Here is a 19,525-nt window from a genome sequence, read left to right on the forward strand (position 1 = left end):
CCCCCCCCCCCCGGCCGCCCCCCCCCCCCCCCCCCCCCCCCCCCCCCCCCCCCCGCGGGCGGGGTCAGCGGAGGCGGCCGCGGCGGCTGGCGAGGAAGACGAGGATGCCCGCCACGACCGCGCATCCCATCGTCGTCAGCCAGTACGGGAGGGTGCTCGCCGCGTGCCCGGCGACGGCCTGGCTGATGCCCACGACGAAGCTGACGATCGCGACGACCAGCGCGACGCCGGCGAAGCCGACCATCGCGCGGCCCGCGTTATCGGTGTACTCGAGGAGCTGGCGCCACATGGGTCCATTGTCCCAGACGCCGGAGGCCCGGGAACGACGAAGGCCCCCGGCAGAAGCCGGGGGCCTTCGTGGTCAGGCGCCTATCAGTTGTAGGTGCCCGGGGTGTAGTCGTCCGAGCTGAAGCTGTCGAAGTCGACGAAGCTCAGGTCGTTCTCGCTGAACGCGGAGTCGTCGGCGAAGATGCGGTTGGGGTACCGCTCCGCCTTGGCCTCCTCGGTCGCCTCCACCGTGACGTTCCGGTAGCGGGACAGGCCCGTGCCGGCCGGGATGAGCTTTCCGATGATGACGTTCTCCTTGAGACCGATCAGCGGGTCGGACTTGCCCTCCATGGCCGCCTGCGTCAGGACGCGGGTGGTCTCCTGGAAGGACGCGGCCGACAGCCACGACTCGGTCGCCAGCGAGGCCTTGGTGATACCCATGACCTCCTGACGGGCGGACGCCGTCTTCTTGCCCTCCTGCAGCGCAGCGCGGTTGATCTCGTTGTACCGCGAGCGGTCGACGAGCTCACCCGGCAGCAGGTCGGTGTCGCCGTGGTCGACGACGGTGACCTTGCGGAGCATCTGGCGGACGATGACCTCGATGTGCTTGTCGTGGATCGGCACGCCCTGCGAGCGGTAGACGCCCTGGACGCCGCCCACCAGGTGCTTCTGCACCTCGCGGACGCCCTTGACCCGGAGGACCTCCTTCGGGTCGACCGTTCCGACGATCAGCTGCTGGCCGAGCTCGACGTGCTGCCCGTCCTCCACCAGGAGGGTCGAGCGCTTCAGCACCGGGTAGACGTGCGGCTCGTCGCCGTTGTCCGGGGTCAGGATGACCTTGCGGGACTTGTCCGTCTCCTCGATGACGATGCGGCCGGCGGCCTCGGCGATCGGCGACGCACCCTTCGGGGTACGGGCCTCGAACAGCTCCTGGACGCGCGGCAGACCCTGGGTGATGTCGTCCGCGGAGGCCGAACCACCGGTGTGGAAGGTACGCATCGTCAGCTGCGTGCCGGGCTCGCCGATCGACTGGGCGGCGATGATGCCGACCGCCTCGCCGATGTCCACGAGCTTGCCGGTCGCGAGCGAACGGCCGTAGCAGGCGGCGCAGACGCCGACCGCCGACTCGCAGGTGAGCACCGAGCGGACCTTGATGTCGGTCACGCCGGCCGCGACCAGCTTGTCGATGAGCACGTCGCCCACGTCGTCTCCGGCCTTCGCCACGACGTCGCCGTTCGAGCCCACGGCGTCGGCCGCGAGCGTGCGGGCGAACACCGAGTTCTCGACGTTCGGGTCACGCGTGAGCGTGCCGTCGGCGCCGACCGTCGCGATCGGCAGGTCGAGGCCCTTGGTCGTGCCGCAGTCGTCCTCGCGGATGATGACATCCTGCGAGACGTCCACCAGACGACGGGTCAGGTAGCCCGAGTCCGCCGTACGGAGGGCCGTGTCGGCCAGACCCTTGCGGGCACCGTGCGTCGCGATGAAGTACTCCGCCACCGACAGACCCTCGCGGTACGAGGAGATGATCGGACGCGGGATGATCTCACCCTTCGGGTTGTTCACCAGACCGCGCATACCGGCGATGTTGCGGACCTGCAGCCAGTTACCACGGGCACCGGACGTCACCATGCGGTTGATGGTGTTGTCCTCCGGGAAGTTGGCGCGCATGGCCTCGGCGACCTCGTTGGTGGCCTCGGTCCAGATCTTCACCAGCTCCTGGCGACGCTCGAGGTCGGTCGTGAGACCCTTCTCGAACTCGGCGTTGATCTTGGCCGCCTTCTGCTCGTAGCCGGAGACGATCTGCGCCTTGTTCGGCGGGGTCAGGATGTCGGACAGCGACACCGTGACGCCCGAGCGGGTGCCCCAGTAGAAGCCGGCGTCCTTGATCCGGTCGAGCGCGGCGGCGACCTCCACCTTCGGGTACCGCTCCGCCAGGGCGTTCACGATCGACGAGATCGTGCCCTTGTCGGCGACGGCCTCCACGTAGGGGTAGTCCGCCGGCAGCGCCTCGTTGAAGAGGGCGCGGCCGAGGGTCGTCTCCACGATCGCGGTGATCGGCTCGGCACCCGTGTCCGCCGCGTCGGACGGCACGTAGTTGTCGAGACGGATCTTGACCTTGGCGTTCAGGTGCAGCGTGCCCTGGTCCTTGGCGAGGATCGCCTCGGAGACCGAGGAGAACGCGCGCCCCTCGCCCACGGCGCCCTCGCGGACGGTGGTGAGGTGGTGCAGACCGATGATCATGTCCTGCGAGGGCAGGGTGACCGGGCGGCCGTCGGACGGCTTCAGGATGTTGTTCGAGGCGAGCATCAGGATGCGGGCCTCGGCCTGGGCCTCCACCGACAGCGGGAGGTGCACGGCCATCTGGTCACCGTCGAAGTCCGCGTTGAAGGCGGCGCAGACGAGCGGGTGCAGCTGGATGGCCTTGCCCTCGACGAGCTGCGGCTCGAACGCCTGGATGCCCAGACGGTGCAGCGTGGGGGCGCGGTTCAGCAGCACGGGGCGCTCGCGGATGATCTCCTCGAGCACGTCCCACACCTGCGGGCGCGAACGCTCCACCATCCGCTTCGCGGCCTTGATGTTCTGAGCGTGGCTCAGGTCGATCAGGCGCTTGATGACGAACGGCTTGAACAGCTCCAGCGCCATCTGCTTGGGCAGACCGCACTGGTGCAGCTTGAGCTGCGGACCCACGATGATGACCGAACGGCCCGAGTAGTCAACACGCTTGCCGAGCAGGTTCTGGCGGAACCGGCCCTGCTTGCCCTTCAGCATGTCGCTGAGGGACTTGAGCGCGCGGTTGCCGGTGCCCGTGACGGGACGACCGCGGCGGCCGTTGTCGAACAGCGCGTCGACGGCCTCCTGCAGCATGCGCTTCTCGTTGTTCACGATGATCTCGGGCGCGCCGAGGTCGAGCAGACGACGGAGGCGGTTGTTGCGGTTGATCACGCGGCGGTACAGGTCGTTCAGGTCGCTGGTGGCGAAGCGGCCACCGTCGAGCTGGACCATCGGGCGCAGCTCCGGCGGGATGACCGGGACCACGTCGAGGACCATCGCGGCCGGCGAGTTGCCGGTCGCCAGGAACGACGACACCACGCGCAGGCGCTTGATGGCGCGGATCTTCTTCTGGCCCTTGCCGGTGGCGATCTGCTCGCGGAGCAGGTCGGCCTCGGCGTTCAGGTCGAAGGACTGCAGGCGGCGCTTGATCGCCTCGGCGCCCATGTAGGCCTCGAAGTACAGGCCGTAGCGGTCGACGAGCTCGTTGAAGTCCGCATCCTCGGGCTTGAGGTCGCCGACCTTGAGGGTGCGGAACGACTCCCACACGCGCTCGAGGCGGGCGATGTCCTCGTCGAAGGACTTGCGGAGCTGGCCCATCTCCTTCTCGGCCGTGTCCTTGACGCGGCGCTTCTGGTCGGCCTTGGCGCCCTCCTCCTCCAGTGCGGCGAGGTCGGTCTCGAGGCGCTGCAGACGCTCGGCGACGCGGGCGTCGCGCTGGTCGGACAGCGTCTTGATCTCGAGGCGCAGCTCGTTCTCGAGGCCGGGGAGGTCGGCGTGGCGACCGTCATCGTCCACCTCGATCACCATGTAGGCGGCGAAGTAGATGACCTTCTCGAGGTCCTTCGGCGCCATGTCGAGCAGGTAGCCGAGGCGGCTGGGCACACCCTTGAAGTACCAGATGTGCGTGACCGGGGCGGCGAGCTCGATGTGGCCCATGCGCTCACGACGGACGGAGGACTTGGTGACCTCCACGCCGCAGCGCTCGCAGACGATGCCCTTGAAGCGGACGCGCTTGTACTTGCCGCACGAGCACTCCCAGTCCCGCGACGGGCCGAAGATCTGCTCGCCGAAGAGGCCGTCCTTCTCGGGCTTCAGGGTGCGGTAGTTGATCGTCTCGGGCTTCTTGACCTCGCCGTAGCTCCAGCGACGGATGTCGTCAGCGGTGGCCAGGCCGATACGCAGCTCGTCAAAAGTTGTTGCGTCGAGCAATGTGTTCACTCTCTCCTGTTGAAGAAATTCGTCAGTTGGTCTGGCTGCCGCTTAGATCTCGTCGATCGACGAGGACTCGAAGCGGGAGGAGATGTTGATGCCGAGCTCCTCCGCCGCACGGAAGGCCTCGTCGTCCGCGTCGCGCAGGCTGACCGCCTGGCCGTCGGCCGAGAGCACCTCCACGTTCAGGCAGAGCGACTGCATCTCCTTGATGAGCACCTTGAAGGACTCCGGGATGCCCGGCTCCTGGATGTTCTCACCCTTGACGATGGCCTCGTACACCTTCACGCGGCCGAGGATGTCGTCCGACTTGATGGTGAGGAGCTCCTGCAGGGCGTAGGCGGCGCCGTACGCCTCGAGGGCCCACACCTCCATCTCGCCGAAGCGCTGACCGCCGAACTGCGCCTTACCACCGAGCGGCTGCTGGGTGATCATCGAGTACGGGCCGGTCGAGCGGGCGTGGATCTTGTCGTCGACCAGGTGGTGCAGCTTCAGGATGTACATGTAGCCGACCGACACAGGGTCCGGGTACGGCTCGCCGGAGCGGCCGTCGAACAGGCGGGTCTTGCCGGAGGCGCCGATGAGGCGGTCGCCGTCGCGGGTCGGGAGCGTCGAGTCGAGCAGACCCGCGATCTCGTCCTCCTTCGCGCCGTCGAACACCGGGGTCGCGACCTTGGTGTTCGGCTCGGCGCTCAGCGCGGCCTCGGGCAGCTGGGCCGCCCACTCCGGGGAGCCGTCGATCTTCCAGCCGTTCTTGGCGATCCAGCCGAGGTGGATCTCCAGCACCTGGCCGAAGTTCATGCGGCCGGGGACGCCGAGCGGGTTGAGGATCACGTCGACCGGGGTGCCGTCCGCGAGGAACGGCATGTCCTCGACCGGAAGGATCTTGGAGATGACGCCCTTGTTGCCGTGACGGCCGGCGAGCTTGTCACCCGCGGTGATCTTGCGCTTCTGGGCGATGTAGACCACCACGCGCTGGTTCACGCCGGAGCCGAGCTCGTCGTCGCCGTCCTGCGCGTCGAAGACCTTGACACCGATGATGGTGCCCTCCTCGCCGTGCGGGACCTTGAGGGAGGTGTCGCGCACCTCGCGGCTCTTCTCGTTGAAGATCGCGCGGAGCAGGCGCTCCTCGGCGCTCAGCTCGGTCTCGCCCTTCGGCGTGACCTTGCCGACGAGGATGTCGCCGGGGCGCACCTCGGCGCCGATGCGGATGATGCCGCGCTCGTCGAGGTCGGCCAGGAGGTCCGGGCTGACGTTCGGCAGGTCGCGGGTGATCTCCTCCTTGCCCAGCTTGGTGTCGCGGGCGTCGACCTCGTACTCCTCGATGTGGATCGAGGAGAGGGTGTCGTCCTTCACCAGGTTCTGGCTGAGGATGATCGCGTCCTCGAAGTTGTGACCCTCCCACGGCATGAACGCCACGAGGAGGTTCTTGCCGAGCGCGAGCTCGCCGTTCTCGGTGGCAGGGCCGTCTGCGACGACCTCGCCCGCCTCGATCCGGTCGCCCTCGTCGACGACGACGCGGTGGTTGTACGACGTGCCCTGGTTGGAGCGGTCGAACTTGCGGAGGTAGTACGTCTGGTACGTGCCGTCGTCCGCCATCACGGTGACCGCGTCGGCCGAGACCTCGGAGACCACACCGGACTTCTCGGCGGTGACGACGTCACCGGCGTCGATCGCGGCGTAGCCCTCCATGCCGGTGCCGACCAGCGGGCTCTCCGAGCGGAGGAGCGGCACGGCCTGGCGCTGCATGTTGGCGCCCATGAGCGCGCGGTTGGCGTCGTCGTGCTCGAGGAACGGGATGAGCGAGGTGCCCACCGAGACCATCTGGCGCGGGGAGACGTCCATGTAGCCGATCTCGCCGGCGGGGATCAGGTCGACCTCGCCGCCCTTCTGCCGGGCGAGCACGCGCTCCTCGGTGAAGTGGCCGTTCGCGTCGAGCGGCGCGTTGGCCTGCGCGATGACGAAGTCGTCCTCCTCGGAGGCCGTCAGGTAGTCGATCTGGTCGGTGACCCGGCCGTCGACGACCTTGCGGTACGGCGTCTCGATGAAGCCGAAGGAGTTGATGCGCGCGAACGACGCGAGCGAGCCGATGAGGCCGATGTTCGGGCCCTCAGGGGTCTCGATCGGGCACATGCGGCCGTAGTGCGACGGGTGCACGTCACGGACCTCGACGCCCGCGCGCTCACGGCTCAGACCACCGGGGCCCAGCGCCGACAGGCGGCGCTTGTGGGTCAGGCCCGCGAGCGGGTTGTTCTGGTCCATGAACTGCGACAGCTGCGAGGTGCCGAAGAACTCCTTGATCGCGGCGACGACGGGGCGCACGTTGATCAGGGTCTGCGGGGTGATCGCCTCGATGTCCTGCGTGGTCATGCGCTCGCGGACGACGCGCTCCATGCGGGAGAGACCGGTGCGGACCTGATTCTGGATGAGCTCGCCGACGGCGCGGATGCGACGGTTGCCGAAGTGGTCGATGTCGTCGACATCGATGCGGATGTCGGTCAGCTCGCCGTTCCGGAGGCCCTTGATCGTGGTCTGGCCGTCGTGCAGCGACACCAGGTACTTGATCGTCGCGATGATGTCCTGGGTGGTCAGCACCGAGTCCGAGAGCGGGGCCTCGAGGCCGAGCTTGCGGTTGATCTTGTAACGGCCGACCTTGGCGAGGTCGTAGCGCTTCGGGTTGAAGTAGAAGTTGTCGAGGAGCGCACGCGCGGCCTCGGCGGCGACCTGCTCGCCCGGACGCAGCTTGCGGTAGATGTCCTTGAGCGCCTCCTCCTTGGTGAGGACGGTGTCCTTCTCCAGGGTGGCCTCGATGGACTGGAAGCCGGCGAACTCGGCGAGGATCTCCTCGCTGGTGAGGCCGAGGGCCTTCAGGAACACCGTGACCGACTGCTTGCGCTTGCGGTCGATGCGGACGCCGACCTGGTCGCGCTTGTCGATCTCGAACTCGAGCCACGCACCGCGGCTCGGGATGATGCGCGCCGAGTAGATGTCCTTGTCGGAGGTCTTGTCGGCGGCGGCCTCGAAGTACACGCCCGGGGAGCGGACGAGCTGCGACACCACGACACGCTCGGTGCCGTTGATGATGAAGGTGCCCTTCTCGGTCATGAGCGGGAAGTCGCCCATGAAGACGGTCTGGGTCTTGATCTCACCGGTGAGGTGGTTCATGAACTCGGCCTCGACGTAGAGCGGGGCCGCGTAGGTCTTGCCCTTCTCCTTGCACTCGTCGATGGAGTACTTCTTCTCCTCCAGGAACGGGTTCGTGAAGGAGAGCTGCATGGTCTCGCCGAGGTCCTCGATGGGCGAGATCTCCTCGAAGATCTCCTCGAGGCCGGTCGCGGCGGGAAGATCCTGGCGACCCTGCTCCTCGGCTTCGGCGACGCGAGCCTTCCACGCGTCGTTGCCGACCAGCCAGTCGAAGCTCTCGGTCTGCAGGGCGAGCAGGTCGGGAACCGTCAGGGTGTCCGTGATCTTGGCGAACGAGAGACGAGAGGCGGCTCGTCCGTTCTTGGGTGTCTTGTCAGGGTTGGTTGCGTTGCGCGCAGCAGCCAAGGAAATAACCTCCGTGGGCCCCGTCGGGCCAGTTACTGTCGGTCAGGTGAGGGTGTGGACGAGGGCTCCCGGCCGGTCACGCAGTCGCCGTATCTGACCCGAGGAGCCGGGCCCAGGCGCGCGGGTGGGAGACAGAGCCGACCGCAATATGAAGGCAGAAGTGTGTCCGGGAGCGCAAAGAACAACTATATGTCAATCGGACGCGCCGTGTCCAGTCTTTTCTTGACCGAGAACGCGTCGATGGGGTATAACCCGCCGCGCCGGGCCGATATTCCTACGTCGTGGGCTGCACCGCGAGCGTGTCGACGGTCGCGATGACGGCCTCCTCGCGGCTGCGCGGCTCCCAGCCGAGCACCCTCCTGGCCTTCTCCCCGGAGGCCCTGCGCACCACCCCGATGTCGCCGAGGGAGTCGCGCACCTGCCTGCTGAACGGGGCGGCCGCCTTCAGCACCCAGTCCGGCATGAGCTTCGTGCTGATGCGGTGACCGCCCGCGGCGCCGAGGTGGCCGCGGATCAGGAGGGCGACCTCCTGCGCGCTCATCACCTCGCCCGCGATGGCGAGGAAGCGCTCGCCCGCCGCCTCAGGCCTCGTCATCGCGAGGAGGTGCAGGGACGCGACGTCGCGCGCGTCCACGATGCCGAAGTGGACGTCGGGGAGGCGCGGGAGGCGTCCCTCCCGCAGCAGCCTGATCAGCTCGACCGAGCTCGACACGTCCGGGCCGAGCACCGGGCCGAGCACGCCGACGGGGTTGACGGTCGCCAGCTCGAGCGGACCTCCCTCGCGCTCGATGAAGTCCCATGCCGCCCGCTCGGCCAGTGTCTTGGAGCGCACGTACGGGCTGACCGGGCGGCCGCTGTCGAGCTCGGTCCAGTCCTCCTCGGTGAAGGCGCGGTCGGTGGGGGCATGGCCGTATCCGATCGCCGCGAAGGACGAGGTGAGCACCACCCGCTGCACACCAGCGTCACGCGACGCGCGCAGCACCCGCAGGGCGCCCTCCCGCGCGGGTACGACGAGCTCGTCGGGGTCCTTGGGCTGGCGCCGGGGGAACGGGGAGGCCACGTGCAGCACGTGCCGGCAGCCGGCGACCGCGTCGCTCCAGCCGGCGTCGCTGGTCAGGTCGGCGACCGCGAACGAGAGCCGGTCGCCGGGGTCGTCGACGCCTCCCGCGCGCAGCTGGGACCGCACGTCGGCGGCCCTGGCCGGTGTGCGGATCGTCGTGCGGACGTCGTAGCCGGCCTGCAGCAGCGCGAGCACGCAGTGCGCCCCGATGAAGCCGGACCCGCCCGTCACCAGCACCCGTTCGCCGTTCATGCGCCCATCGTGCACCCGTTCCCGCGATCTGCCGAGTCGTGAGTCGTTGCGGGTTCCGCCGTCGAGAAGCGACCACATGTCACGACTCGGCGGGCGGTTAGGGTGGAGGTCGTGTCGCAGAACCCCTCCGTCGTGCTCGGTGAGAGCGGCTACCTCGCGGTGATCGAGCCCGACCGGTTCGTGCCGGGGGCCTACCAGCTCGTGGTGGACGGGACGCCGCAGTCGCACGTCAACCTCGACGACCCCTCCCAGCTGTTCTTCGAGTACATCCAGCGGATGGGCAACGTCATCGACTTGATCGGCGAGCCGGGCGAGCCCATCACCGCCGTGCATCTGGGCGCCGGCGCGCTGACCCTCCCCCGCTACATCGCGCACACCCGGCCGGGCTCGCGCCAGCAGGTCGTCGAGCTCGAGTCGCGCCTGGTGGAGCTCGTGCGCGAGAACCTGCCGCTGCCGCGGTACGCCTCCATCCGCATCCGGCACGGGGATGCGCGGGAGGTCGTCGGCAAGCTGCCCGCCGGGCTGCGCGGCGCTGTCGACCTGCTCGTGATCGACATCTTCAGCGGCTCGCGCACGCCCGCGCACGTGACGAGCGTCGAGTTCTACCGGTCGGCGGTCTCGCTGCTGAAGCCGGGCGGGATCGTGCTCGTCAACGTGGCGGACGGGCCTCCCCTCTCGTTCGCGCGCAGCCAGATCGCCACGCTCGGCACGGTCGTCGAGCACGTGGCGGCACTCGCCGAGACGCAGGTGCTGAAGGGCAGGAGGTTCGGCAACGTCGTGCTCGTCGGCTCCGACTCGCCGCTGCCGCTGGAGTGGCTGCCGCGGCTGCTCGCCAGCGGGCCGCACCCGGCCAAGGCGGTCGCGGGCGATGAGCTGCGCGCCTTCGTCGCGAACGCTCCGATCGTGACCGACCAGACGAGCGTTCCGTCGCCGCCGCCCGCGCGCAACATCTTCCAGACCGGGACGCGACGCGACTGATCGCGGCCGCTGCGGCGCGCCCCGCGACCGTCAGGCGTGCCGGAACACGACCTCCTGACCGGGCCGCAGCTGCGCGAACCGGTCGAGGGAGGCCCGGGTCACCACGGCGATCACCGGGTAGCCGCCGGTGACCGGGTGGTCGGCGAGCAGCACGGTCGGCCGGCCGTCAGGTGACACCTGGACCGAGCCCGCCACCATCGCCTCGCTGGGCAGCTCGGCGCGGACCGCGCGGGCGAGCAGGTCAGCGGGGACGCCTGCGGGCGGGTCGAGGCGGGCGCCGACGCGGTTGCTGTCGGCGGCGAGCCTCCACCCGCTCCCGTAGAAGGCGCCGAGCGCGGCGGGCGTGAACCAGTCGGCGCGCGGCCCGCGGAGCGCGTGCACCTCCACCGCGCCGGACGACGGCGGGTCGAGCGGCACGACGTCGATCGCCGGAACCGGATCGGCGGGAGGCCCGCCGACCGGCAGCACGTCGCCCGCGGCGACCGGTTCCGGCCCGAGCGAGGCGAGCACGTCCCGCGACCGGGAGCCGAGCACCGGCTCGACCGCGAGACCGCCGCGGACCGCGAGGTAGAGCCGGAGGCCGACGACCGCTGAGCCGATGCGCAGCACCTGGCCCGCCTCGGCCCGGTGCGGGAGGTTCGCATCGAGCGGGCGCCCGTCCAGCGTGAGGGCAGCCTCCGCCCCCGTCACGGCGAACCAGGTCGGCGCGTCGAACCGCGCTTCGAATCCGCCGATCAGCAGCTCCAGCGCCGCGGCGCCCTCCGGATTGCCGACGAGCCGGTTCGCCAGGGTCAGAGCACCGCGGTCGAGCGCGCCGGAGGGGCTGACGCCGAGGTGGGCGAGGCCGGGACGGCCGAGGTCCTGGACCAGGGCGAGCGGGCCGGGTGCGACCACGTGAAGGCTCATCACGCCCCCCGGAACCGCACCACGGCGCCGGGGCGCAGCAGGGCGGGCGGATCGGCGGCGGGGTCCCACAGCACGGCGTCGGTCGTGCCGATCAGCTGCCAGCCGCCCGGACTCTCGCGCGGGTAGACGCCGCTGAACTCGCCGGCCAGTGCGACGGCTCCCGCCGGGACCGCGGTGCGCGGGGTGCTGCGGCGCGGCACGTGGAGGCGGTCGTGGCCGGTCACGAGATAGCCGAACCCGGGGGCGAAGCCGCCGAACGCCACCCGCCAGACCGAACCGGTGTGGAGCGCCACCACCTCGCGCTCCGAGACGCCGAGCAGTGCGGCGACCTCGGCGAGGTCGGGGCCGTCGTAGCGCACGGTCAGCTCGACGGCTGGCCCGTCGTCGCGCGGGGCCGGATCGGCCGGGGTGCGTTCGAGCCAGGCCGCGGCCGCCGCCGGCGGGAGGAGGTGCGGGTCCAGCGAGACCCCGATGGTCCTCGCCGCGGGCACGAGGTCGACCACGCCGGCCGGGCGGCTCCGCTCGAGCGCCGGATACAGCGCGAGCACCTCCTCCAGGCCGCGCAGTTCGACGAGCAGGGCCCGCTCGCCCGAGGGGAGGATGCGGCGCGTCATGCGAACGGCGCCACGCGGATGCCGGCCTCGTCGAGCCGCGAGCGAACGGCCTCCGCCATCGCGACCGCCCCGGGGGTGTCGCCATGCACGCAGAGCGAGTCGACCTCCACGGCGATATCGGTGCCGTCGACGGCCGCCACCCGGCCCTCGGCGGCGAGCCGGAGGGCGCGCTCGGCGATGCCCGCACCGTCGTGGAGGACGGCGCCGGGCTCCGTGCGCGGCACCAGCGTGCCGTCCGGCCGGTACGCCCGGTCGACGAACGCCTCGCGGACGAAGCGCAGGCCGGCGTCGACCGCAGCCCGCTCGATGGCAGAGCCGGCGAGACCGAGGAGGGCGAGGCCGTCGTCGAACAGCGCGACGGCCTCGGCGACGGCGCCGGCCTGGGCCTCGTCGGACACGATCCGGTTGTAGAGGGCGCCGTGCGGCTTCACGTAGCGGACCGCGGAACCCGCGGCCCGCGCGATCCCGGCGAGCGCGGACAGCTGGTAGAGCACCTCGTCGCGGAGCTCGGCGGCGGGCACCTCCATCGCGCGCCTCCCGAAACCCGCGAGGTCGCGGTAGGAGACGTGAGCGCCGACCACCACGCCGCGCTCGGCGGCGGTGCGGCACGTGGCGAGCATCGTCGTCGGGTCGCCGGCGTGGAAGCCGCAGGCGACGTTCGCGCTCGTGACCACGCGCAGCATGGCGGCGTCGTCGCCCATCCCCCAGGCGCCGAACGCCTCGCCGAGATCGCTGTTGAGGTCGACGGAACGCGTCATGCGTCCATTGTGGCGGACGGGTCGGCCGGCGAGGCCGATCGGGCGGCGACGCGGCCGAGCGGCGACGCGGGTCAGCCTGCGACGCGGGTCAGCCGGCGACGCGGGAGGCGCGGGCGCGGTGCGCGCGGACCTTGGCGCGGTTGCCGCAGCGCTGCATCGAGCACCAGCGCCGGTTGCCGCTGCGCGAGGTGTCGAGGTACACCAGCTCGCAGTCGTCGGCGGAGCACTCGCGGATGCGGCCGCCGACCTCCGGCCCGAACAGCCGCACGGCGTCGCGCGCGATCGACCCGAGCGCCTGATGGGGCCGCGCGTTGGTGCGGCCCGCCTGCCGTGCACCGCCCGCGAGCACCGGCGGGATGTCCGGGGTGGCGGCGAAGAGGTTCACCACGTCGACGTCGTCGGGGGCCGGCAGCTCGCCCCGGCTGGCGCTGCGCGCGAGCCGGCCGATGGCGGAGCGGAGGGTGCCGGCGTCGCGGAACTCCCGCTCACCGGCGGTCGGAGCGACCTCCGGGAAGCGCTCGGTCAGCCAGGCGTTGAGCGCGTCGGCGTCGGCCACCTCCGGTACGGAGACACCTCCGGCAGCCTCCTCGCCACCGGTGTACGCGAAGTCGAGCGCGAGCGACCCGGAGTCGAACCACCAGGGCTGTCCGTCGCCGGTGTCGAGCAGTTGTCCGGTGCCGCGGGGGAGGATCGAGTCGGTCGCCATAGCCTCAGGAACCCTATCGCACCCCGGGGCCGGGGCCCGGCCGCTGCGGTCGACGGCCGCTGCCATACTGAACGGATGACCGCGACGCGCCCCGACCCCGCCGCCGTGCTCGACGGACGCCTGGTCCGGCTGCGGGCGCTGAGCCTCGACGACCTGCCCGACCTGTTCGACGCGATCGGCCGGCAGGAGGTGTTCGCCGGAGGGTGGGGAGGCGGGCCGGCGGCGTACCGCGACACCTACGAGGAGTGGCGCGAGTTCATCCTCGGCTACCTCGCTTGGGGCACCGGCAACGTGACCGCCGTGTGCCTGCGCGACGGCGACCGGCTGGTCGGCACGACGACGCTCGGCGACTTCGAGCTCTCCAACGGCTCGGCCCACATCGGCTGGACCGCCTACGCCCCCGAGGTCTGGGGCACCCTCGTCAACGCCGAGACCAAGCGCCTCCTGCTCGGCACGGCCTTCGACCACGGATTCGAGCGCGTCAAGCTGCAGGCCGACGTGCTGAACGCGCGCTCCCGCGCGGCCATCCTGCGCCTCGGCGCCACCTTCGAGGGCGTGCTCCGGCACACCCAGCCGCGCGCCGACGGCAGCTGGCGCGACACGGCCGTGTACTCGATCCTCCGCGAGGAGTGGCCGCGGGTGCGGGACGGCCTGGATGCGCGGCTCGCAACCGCGGAGGCGACGGCCGAGTAGCCGGCCGAGGCCGGCGCCGCTGCTCCCTCAGCCCAGCCGTTCGGTGGCGGCGGCCGCGGCGACCCTGCGCTGCGCGGGCGACACCTCGCGGTGCTGCCACGAGATCAGGTTGGCGGCGTCGAAGCGGCGGCTGCACGCTCCGCACGCGAGAGCGCGGGCGGGCTTGCGGTAGCGGTAGTGCGTGTGCCCGTTCGGGCAGGTGCCGACCCAGGGCGCCAGGTCGTCGGCGATGGCGCCGCCGTGCAGCCGCTTGCCCTCGTAGCCGAGGTCGAGCGCGATCGCGCGCCAGCGGGGACCGTGGCCGGCGCGGGCTCCGGCGAGCGCGTGCGCGACCTCGTGCAGCAGGATCTGGTGGATCTCGTCGTCGTCGTAGCGGGAGGCCAGATACCGCGACACCGTGATCCGCTTGGCGGTGTAGTTGCACAGCCCGGCGCGGGTCTTCGCGTTGTCGAAGCCGAAGCTCCACACCTGCGGGTCGAGGTGCAGGGCGATGAGCGCGTCCGCCCAGCGGCGCACCCGCTCCAGCTCCGCCATCAGCGCAGACCCTCTGCGACGAAGCGACGGGAGGCCGGACGGTTCATGCGAGGCATCCTACGCGGCACCTCCCCCACCCTCCAGTTCGAGGGCGCGACGAAACGCCGCGCGGTCAGCGCTCCTCCTCGTGGCCGGGCTCCCCCGTGCCCCTGCTCTCGTCGCGGAACGCCTGCACGACGGCGACGGCGGTCAGCGCGCCGTCGATCTCGGCCGGGGAGGCGCCGAGCTTCTCGCGCAGGAACACCGCGGCCTTCATGTCGGTCAGCGCGTTCTCGTAGTCCTTCATGTCGAAGTAGACCTTGCCGCGGCTCTGCACGGCGAACGCCTCCAGCGCCGTCCACTCGCGGCCGGCGGCCTCGTCGACGCAGCCGGTCAGCTCCACGACGGCCTCGTCGTACTTGCCCTGGTACTGGAGCACCTGGGCGCGACGGATGCGCGCGCCGAGCAGCTCCTCCCGGTCGCCGGTGAAACGGGCCTGGCGCACCGCCTCGTTGCCGATCTGCAGCGCCTCGTCGAGCCGGCCGAGCAGCCGCAGCAGCACCATCTTCTCGTTGAGCGCGCTGAGGCTGCGCAGGCTGCCCAGCTCGTCCAGGCGCTCACCGGCCGCCCGCAGGTCGACGCGCTCTCGAAGGGTGGTCGGATCGTATCCGAGGATGATGCTCAGGGTTCGCTCCAGAATCGTACTGTCTGGCTCCAGACTACCCGCCGGTCGCGGCGGAGCCCCTCAGCCAGGAAGCCGTGCCGGATCGGCGGGCGTGAGCGGCACCTCCACCAGCCGGTCGTCGCCGGGGCGCGGATCGCCGCGGCCGTCGGTGTCGTTGGTGAGCAGCCAGATGCGGTCGCCCCGCGCGACGACGTCGCGCAGCCTCCCGAGGTCGCCGTCGAAGAACGCCTCGGCGGTGACCGGAGCGTGGCCGTCGGTCGACCACACGGTCCACAGGCGTTCGCCGCCGAGTCCGGCGATGAAGATGGTGTCGCCGACGATCGCCAGTCCGCTCGGGCTCGCCTCGTCGGTAGTCCACTGCTGCACGGGGTCGGTGTACGCGGGGTCGCCGCCGATCCCCTCGACAGCAGGCCAGCCGTAGTTGGAGCCTGGCGTGATGATGTTGAGCTCGTCCCAGGTGTTCTGGCCGAACTCGCTCGCCCACATGGTGCCGTGCGAGTCCCAGCCGATGCCCTGCGGGTTGCGGTGGCCGAACGACCACACGGGCGAGCCGGGGAAGGGGTTGTCGGCGGGGACGTTCCCCTCGGGCGTGACGCGGAGGATCTTGCCGCCGAGCGAGCCGACGTCCTGCGCCCGGTCGGGCTCGGAGGCGTCGCCGGCCGTGATGTAGAGCATCCCGTCCGGGCCGAAGGCGATGCGCCCGCCGTCGTGGTTGGCGGCCTTGGGGATGCCCGTCACCACCGGCTCCGGCGCGCCGATCGCGTAGCTGCCGGGGACGCCGGTCAGCGGGAGACGCACCACGCGGTTGTCGTCGGCGGTCGTCTCGTAGGCGTACAGGTACGGCGGCGCGCTGCCGGGCGGGACGGCGAGACCCAGCAGACCGCTCTCGCCGGTGTGCACGACGCCCGGCACGGTGCCGGCGAGGCGCAGGCCGCCCTGCGGGAGGCGCTCCATCACGTCGCCGGAGTCGCGTTCGCTGATAAGGGTCGAGCCGCTCGGCAGCGGCACGGCCGACCACGGGGCCTCCAGGCCGGTCGCGAGATCCGTGGTCGCGTCCGACGGCTGCCAGGGGATCGCGGCCACCGGCGTCGACGAGGCCGTGGGTCGCGGCGTCGAGGTGGGCGTCCTGGTCACGCTCGGCAGCGGAGCCGGGGAGGAGCAGGCGGCCAGCGCGACGAGGGCGGCGACGGCGGTGGCGGACAGGACGGCGCGGCGGACGGCGGCGCCATGCCGGGTCGTGCTGACGCGCATCCTGACCCCTCCCGTGCGGCTGTCGCGACATTGCGTCCGGATGTGGAGCCGGCCCGGACTCGCGTGCATCGTAACGCGCGGAGCCGGGCCGGAACGGGTGTGCCCGGGTGGTTCCCAGGCGGGCGACGGGTCGCCCGGTCACGCGTCAGTCGACGACGCGGACGTCCTTCCAGAACGCCACGTACCCGCTGTAGTCCTTGCCGACACGGTCGAACGAGCTCGGGTACGGGGTCGGGTAGCTCCACGCGCGGTCCTGGAGCACGGCGTCGCCGTCCTTGACGGAGAAGTACTGGCACTCGCCCTTCCACGGACAGGTGTAGGGCGTCGCGCTCTCGACGAGGTACTCGGACTTCACGCTCGCCGGCGGGAAGTACCAGTTGCCCTCGATGCGGATGAGGTCCTCCTGCGGGGCCTCGGCGATCACGGTGCCATTCAAAACGGCCTTCATCATTACCTCCTGGTGGCAGTGAACACCCGTGTTCTCGTGGACATTCCGGGGTGGAGGGAGCTCCCAGGGGCCGGGACGGGGCGCTCAGGCCGACGCGGCGCGGAGGACGCGGACCTCGGCGGAGGTGTCGAGCCTCCCAGCGGGGGCGATGTCGGCCGGGGTGAAGCCGCTCGCGACGAGCTCCTGACCAGAGACGGAGGCGGTGAGGAGGTGCGCGACGGCGCCGCGGAGGCCGGTGAACGCGGCGCACGCGGCGGCGGCCTCCGGAGAGCTGTAGTCGATGCCGGAGGCGGCGAGCGCGTCGACGACGGCGCCGGCGGCGAGGAGGTCCTCGACGGCGAAGCGGGGGGCGGCCGAGGCTGCGGGGGGCTGCGGGGGCTGCCGAGGCTGCGGGGGCTGCCGCTGCCGTGCCTCCCGCCGCGACGAGGGCGATCATGGCGCGGCGGCCGAGGCGGACCTGCTCGTCGAGGATCCAGCGCGCGACCGCGGGGGCGTCGGTGAGCCCGGCCGCGAGCACGGCGGCGTGGCCGGGGGCGGCGGCGAGCGCGGGGGCGGCATCCACGGTGCCGTGCGGACCATCCGCGGGCAGGGCGTCGATCCACACGACCACGTCGGCGTCGGCGGCCACGGCGGCGGCGCCGGCGGAGGCCCAGTCGAAGCGGACCTGGTACTTGGTCTGGCGGTGCGCTGCGGGGGTGCTCGGGGCGGTGAGGCTGTCGGTCACCGGGCCATCGTAATTCGCGCGGACGAGCGGCTCCGGCGTGTGTCCTCCGGTGACGGCCGCATCTGGCGCCGGATCAGCTCGAAGTCGTGACGACTGATCTCGATGAGGCCGCGCCGCAGCTGGTAACCCCAGTCGCGGGTGTCGCGCGTGAAGTCGAGGGAGGGCAGCATCGGCCGGATCGGCGTCGCGACCGCGTCGTGGTCCCACCCCACCCGGCGCCGCCACGGCATGAAGTCGCCGTTGGGACCGGTCATGGCCGGTCCCTGCGTCGCCTGGAACGTCGCGTCGTCGGCGATGCGGCCGATCGCGGTGAACTCCTTGAGCGGATCCCCGTCGGGGTAGGCCGTCTTGGGCGAGTAGTAGACGAAGCCGTCGGCCGGCCGCATGCGCTCGAGCGGCGCCCTGGCGCCGTGGTTGACCTGGGCGAAGCCGCCGGCCACGCCGCGGAGGACGTGGTCGCGCTGGACCACGCCCAGCCAGTACCGGATCGCCATGTCCCCGTTTCTACCGCATGCCTGTGTCATTCGGACTTCTCCACAGATTCCGCCACTCCGGGGCGGCCTCGTCGCGGGGCCTCCAGGCTGGATGACGTGAATACACCACGAAGACCCACGGGCCGCCGCGAGGAGGGGCGACACTGGTGACGTGCGCGTTCTCCTCAAGCTGATCCTCGACTGCGACCCCGACGCCGCCTGGCGGGCCCTGCAGAGCCCGACGGCCTTCCGCGAGGTCGCCCTGCCGTGGCTGGACTTCCGGTCGGACGAGCCCGCGGGGTTCCCGGCGACGTGGCCCGTGACGCGGGATCACCGGGTGCGGGTTCGGCCGTTGGGCGCGTTCACGGTCGGTACCCAGGCCATCCGGCTCGACACGCTCCGGTCGACGGATCCGCGGGAGAGCGCGACCCGCATCCTGCGCGACAGCGGAGGAGGCACGAGCGGCTTCCTGGCGGCGCTCCCCCACCTCGATCACCGCATGGCGATCGCACCGGACCCCGCCGGACCGGGCCCGGACGGCCGGCTCCGCACGCTGTACCGCGATCAGCTCATCGTGCGCGCCGGGGTGTTGACGCCGGTCGCCTGGTACACGCTGTGGGCGTTCTGGCAGTGGCGCGGCAGGCGGCTCAGGCAGCTCGCGCCGACGTGGGCGTACGACCCCGAGCTGGACCCGGAGCGGATCGCGGCGCGGGAGGCGGCGCGGCTGGCGGCGGAGGGCGAGACTGCGCAGGGTCACGCGGCCGAGGGCGAGGCGGCGCAGGGCGAGGCCGCAGAGGGCCGGGCTGCAGAGGGCGAGGCGCGGGAGGAGGGCGCCGGCCGGGGGCAGAATGCTGGGAACGGCACATCCGCCGTCCCGTCCGAGGAGGCTCCATGAGCACGATCGATTCCGCCGACTCCGTGCAGGCCGAGGGTGGCGCGGGCCGCGCCCGCGCCGTCACCGCCGTGGAGACGGCGGACTGGCGGCAGAGGGTCTTCGGGCTCTACGCGACGGTCCGGCGGATGGCGGCGACCGACCCGGTCCAGGCGCACGCGCACTGGGTGTCGTGCCGGGACGAGCTGTTCTCGTCGCATCCGGCCTCCCCCCTGCTGGATGCGGACCGCGAGCGGTTCACCGGACTGCCCGTCGCCGGGTACGACCCGGACTGGCGATTCGAGCTACCGATCCTGCCCGCGAGCGAGGAGCGGCGCATGGAGGTCGAGACGGGGACGGACGGCGTCGTGCCGTTCGAGCTGCTCGGCACGGTGCGCGTGCCGCTCGCGGGGACGCTCGACGTCTGGCGGCTGGCGTCCTACGGCGGCGGGCTGTTCGTGCCGGTGAAGGACGCGCTCGCCGGGCGGCCCGGCGGGACGTACGGCGGAGGGCGCTACCTGATCGACACGATCAAGGGCGCCGACCTCGGGCTCTCCGCGGACGGTGACGAGGCGACGCTCGTGCTGGACTTCAACTTCGCGTACAACCCGTCCTGCGCCTACGACCCGGCCTGGGCCTGCCCGCTCGCGCAGGCCGGCAACACGCTGCCGATCGAGATCCCGGTCGGGGAGCGGTACGCCGGCGGCGCGTGAGCGCGCGTGCTGCCGCGGGCGGAGCGCGCCGAGTCGTGAGTCGTTGCGGGTTCGGCCGCCGAGAAGTGACCACATGTCACGAC

General features: G+C 71.5%; 17 protein-coding genes. 4 read left to right on the top strand and 13 right to left on the bottom strand.

Annotation, left to right across the window (positions count from 1 at the left end; all coding sequences use genetic code 11):
- Positions 1–64: 64 nt before the first annotated feature.
- The 4 genes from ACR9ZG_RS11390 to ACR9ZG_RS11405 all read right to left on the bottom strand — a co-directional run bounded on the left by ACR9ZG_RS11390 (position 65) and on the right by ACR9ZG_RS11405 (position 9,109).
- On the bottom strand, positions 65–289 hold the full coding sequence (locus ACR9ZG_RS11390; protein ID WP_481284951.1) for a hypothetical protein: 225 nt from the start codon (positions 287–289) through the stop codon (positions 65–67).
- Between the two features lie 83 nt (positions 290–372).
- Positions 373–4,248: a DNA-directed RNA polymerase subunit beta' gene (rpoC, locus tag ACR9ZG_RS11395; RefSeq protein ID WP_481284967.1), complete on the bottom strand. Its 3,876-nt coding sequence runs from the start codon at positions 4,246–4,248 to the stop codon at positions 373–375.
- A 51-nt stretch (positions 4,249–4,299) separates the two neighbouring features.
- Positions 4,300–7,797, bottom strand: a complete 3,498-nt coding sequence (gene rpoB / locus ACR9ZG_RS11400; protein WP_481284952.1) for a DNA-directed RNA polymerase subunit beta — start codon at positions 7,795–7,797, stop codon at positions 4,300–4,302.
- A gap of 274 nt (positions 7,798–8,071) precedes the next feature.
- Positions 8,072–9,109, bottom strand: coding sequence for an SDR family oxidoreductase (locus tag ACR9ZG_RS11405; protein ID WP_481284953.1), 1,038 nt, complete (start codon positions 9,107–9,109; stop codon positions 8,072–8,074).
- 111 nt (positions 9,110–9,220) lie between these two features.
- Between ACR9ZG_RS11405 and ACR9ZG_RS11410 the strand changes: the two genes are divergently transcribed.
- Entirely contained in the window at positions 9,221–10,087 is an 867-nt protein-coding gene (locus ACR9ZG_RS11410; protein ID WP_481284954.1) for a spermidine synthase, read from the top strand.
- A gap of 30 nt (positions 10,088–10,117) precedes the next feature.
- Here ACR9ZG_RS11410 and ACR9ZG_RS11415 read toward each other — a convergent pair whose 3' ends face one another.
- The 4 genes from ACR9ZG_RS11415 to ACR9ZG_RS11430 all read right to left on the bottom strand — a co-directional run bounded on the left by ACR9ZG_RS11415 (position 10,118) and on the right by ACR9ZG_RS11430 (position 13,071).
- Positions 10,118–10,993: a 5-oxoprolinase subunit C family protein gene (locus ACR9ZG_RS11415; protein WP_481284955.1), complete on the bottom strand. Its 876-nt coding sequence runs from the start codon at positions 10,991–10,993 to the stop codon at positions 10,118–10,120.
- The gene (locus ACR9ZG_RS11420; protein ID WP_481284956.1) at positions 10,993–11,607 is read right to left on the bottom strand and encodes a 5-oxoprolinase subunit B family protein; all 615 of its coding nucleotides are present in this window, start codon (positions 11,605–11,607) and stop codon (positions 10,993–10,995) included. Before ACR9ZG_RS11420 ends, ACR9ZG_RS11415 begins: the two co-directional genes overlap by 1 nt.
- Positions 11,604–12,365 (bottom strand): LamB/YcsF family protein, encoded by a 762-nt coding sequence (locus ACR9ZG_RS11425; RefSeq protein ID WP_481284957.1) that lies wholly within the window; start codon positions 12,363–12,365, stop codon positions 11,604–11,606. The genes ACR9ZG_RS11420 and ACR9ZG_RS11425 overlap by 4 nt, the downstream gene beginning before the upstream one ends.
- Positions 12,366–12,453: 88 nt before the next feature.
- The gene (locus ACR9ZG_RS11430; RefSeq protein WP_481284958.1) at positions 12,454–13,071 is read right to left on the bottom strand and encodes a CGNR zinc finger domain-containing protein; all 618 of its coding nucleotides are present in this window, start codon (positions 13,069–13,071) and stop codon (positions 12,454–12,456) included.
- 75 nt (positions 13,072–13,146) lie between these two features.
- On the opposite strand from ACR9ZG_RS11430, the gene ACR9ZG_RS11435 reads away from it, so the two are divergent.
- On the top strand, positions 13,147–13,764 hold the full coding sequence (locus ACR9ZG_RS11435; RefSeq protein ID WP_481284959.1) for a GNAT family N-acetyltransferase: 618 nt from the start codon (positions 13,147–13,149) through the stop codon (positions 13,762–13,764).
- Between the two features lie 27 nt (positions 13,765–13,791).
- Here ACR9ZG_RS11435 and ACR9ZG_RS11440 read toward each other — a convergent pair whose 3' ends face one another.
- The 5 genes from ACR9ZG_RS11440 to ACR9ZG_RS11460 all read right to left on the bottom strand — a co-directional run bounded on the left by ACR9ZG_RS11440 (position 13,792) and on the right by ACR9ZG_RS11460 (position 17,879).
- Positions 13,792–14,298, bottom strand: coding sequence for a SprT-like domain-containing protein (locus tag ACR9ZG_RS11440; RefSeq protein ID WP_481284960.1), 507 nt, complete (start codon positions 14,296–14,298; stop codon positions 13,792–13,794).
- 112 nt (positions 14,299–14,410) lie between these two features.
- Entirely contained in the window at positions 14,411–14,842 is a 432-nt protein-coding gene (locus ACR9ZG_RS11445; RefSeq protein ID WP_481284961.1) for a hypothetical protein, read from the bottom strand.
- 180 nt (positions 14,843–15,022) lie between these two features.
- The gene (locus ACR9ZG_RS11450) at positions 15,023–16,213 is read right to left on the bottom strand and encodes a PQQ-dependent sugar dehydrogenase (protein WP_481284962.1); all 1,191 of its coding nucleotides are present in this window, start codon (positions 16,211–16,213) and stop codon (positions 15,023–15,025) included.
- A 145-nt stretch (positions 16,214–16,358) separates the two neighbouring features.
- The gene (locus tag ACR9ZG_RS11455) at positions 16,359–16,661 is read right to left on the bottom strand and encodes a DUF427 domain-containing protein (protein WP_481284963.1); all 303 of its coding nucleotides are present in this window, start codon (positions 16,659–16,661) and stop codon (positions 16,359–16,361) included.
- A 720-nt stretch (positions 16,662–17,381) separates the two neighbouring features.
- Positions 17,382–17,879 (bottom strand): EVE domain-containing protein, encoded by a 498-nt coding sequence (locus ACR9ZG_RS11460; protein ID WP_481284964.1) that lies wholly within the window; start codon positions 17,877–17,879, stop codon positions 17,382–17,384.
- A 151-nt stretch (positions 17,880–18,030) separates the two neighbouring features.
- On the opposite strand from ACR9ZG_RS11460, the gene ACR9ZG_RS11465 reads away from it, so the two are divergent.
- Positions 18,031–18,753, top strand: a complete 723-nt coding sequence (locus tag ACR9ZG_RS11465) for a hypothetical protein (RefSeq protein ID WP_481284965.1) — start codon at positions 18,031–18,033, stop codon at positions 18,751–18,753.
- Positions 18,750–19,442, top strand: coding sequence for a DUF1684 domain-containing protein (locus tag ACR9ZG_RS11470; RefSeq protein ID WP_481284966.1), 693 nt, complete (start codon positions 18,750–18,752; stop codon positions 19,440–19,442). The genes ACR9ZG_RS11465 and ACR9ZG_RS11470 overlap by 4 nt, the downstream gene beginning before the upstream one ends.
- Positions 19,443–19,525 lie beyond the last annotated feature (83 nt).

The sequence above is a fragment of the Leifsonia sp. KNZ12-8B genome (assembly GCF_056755495.1).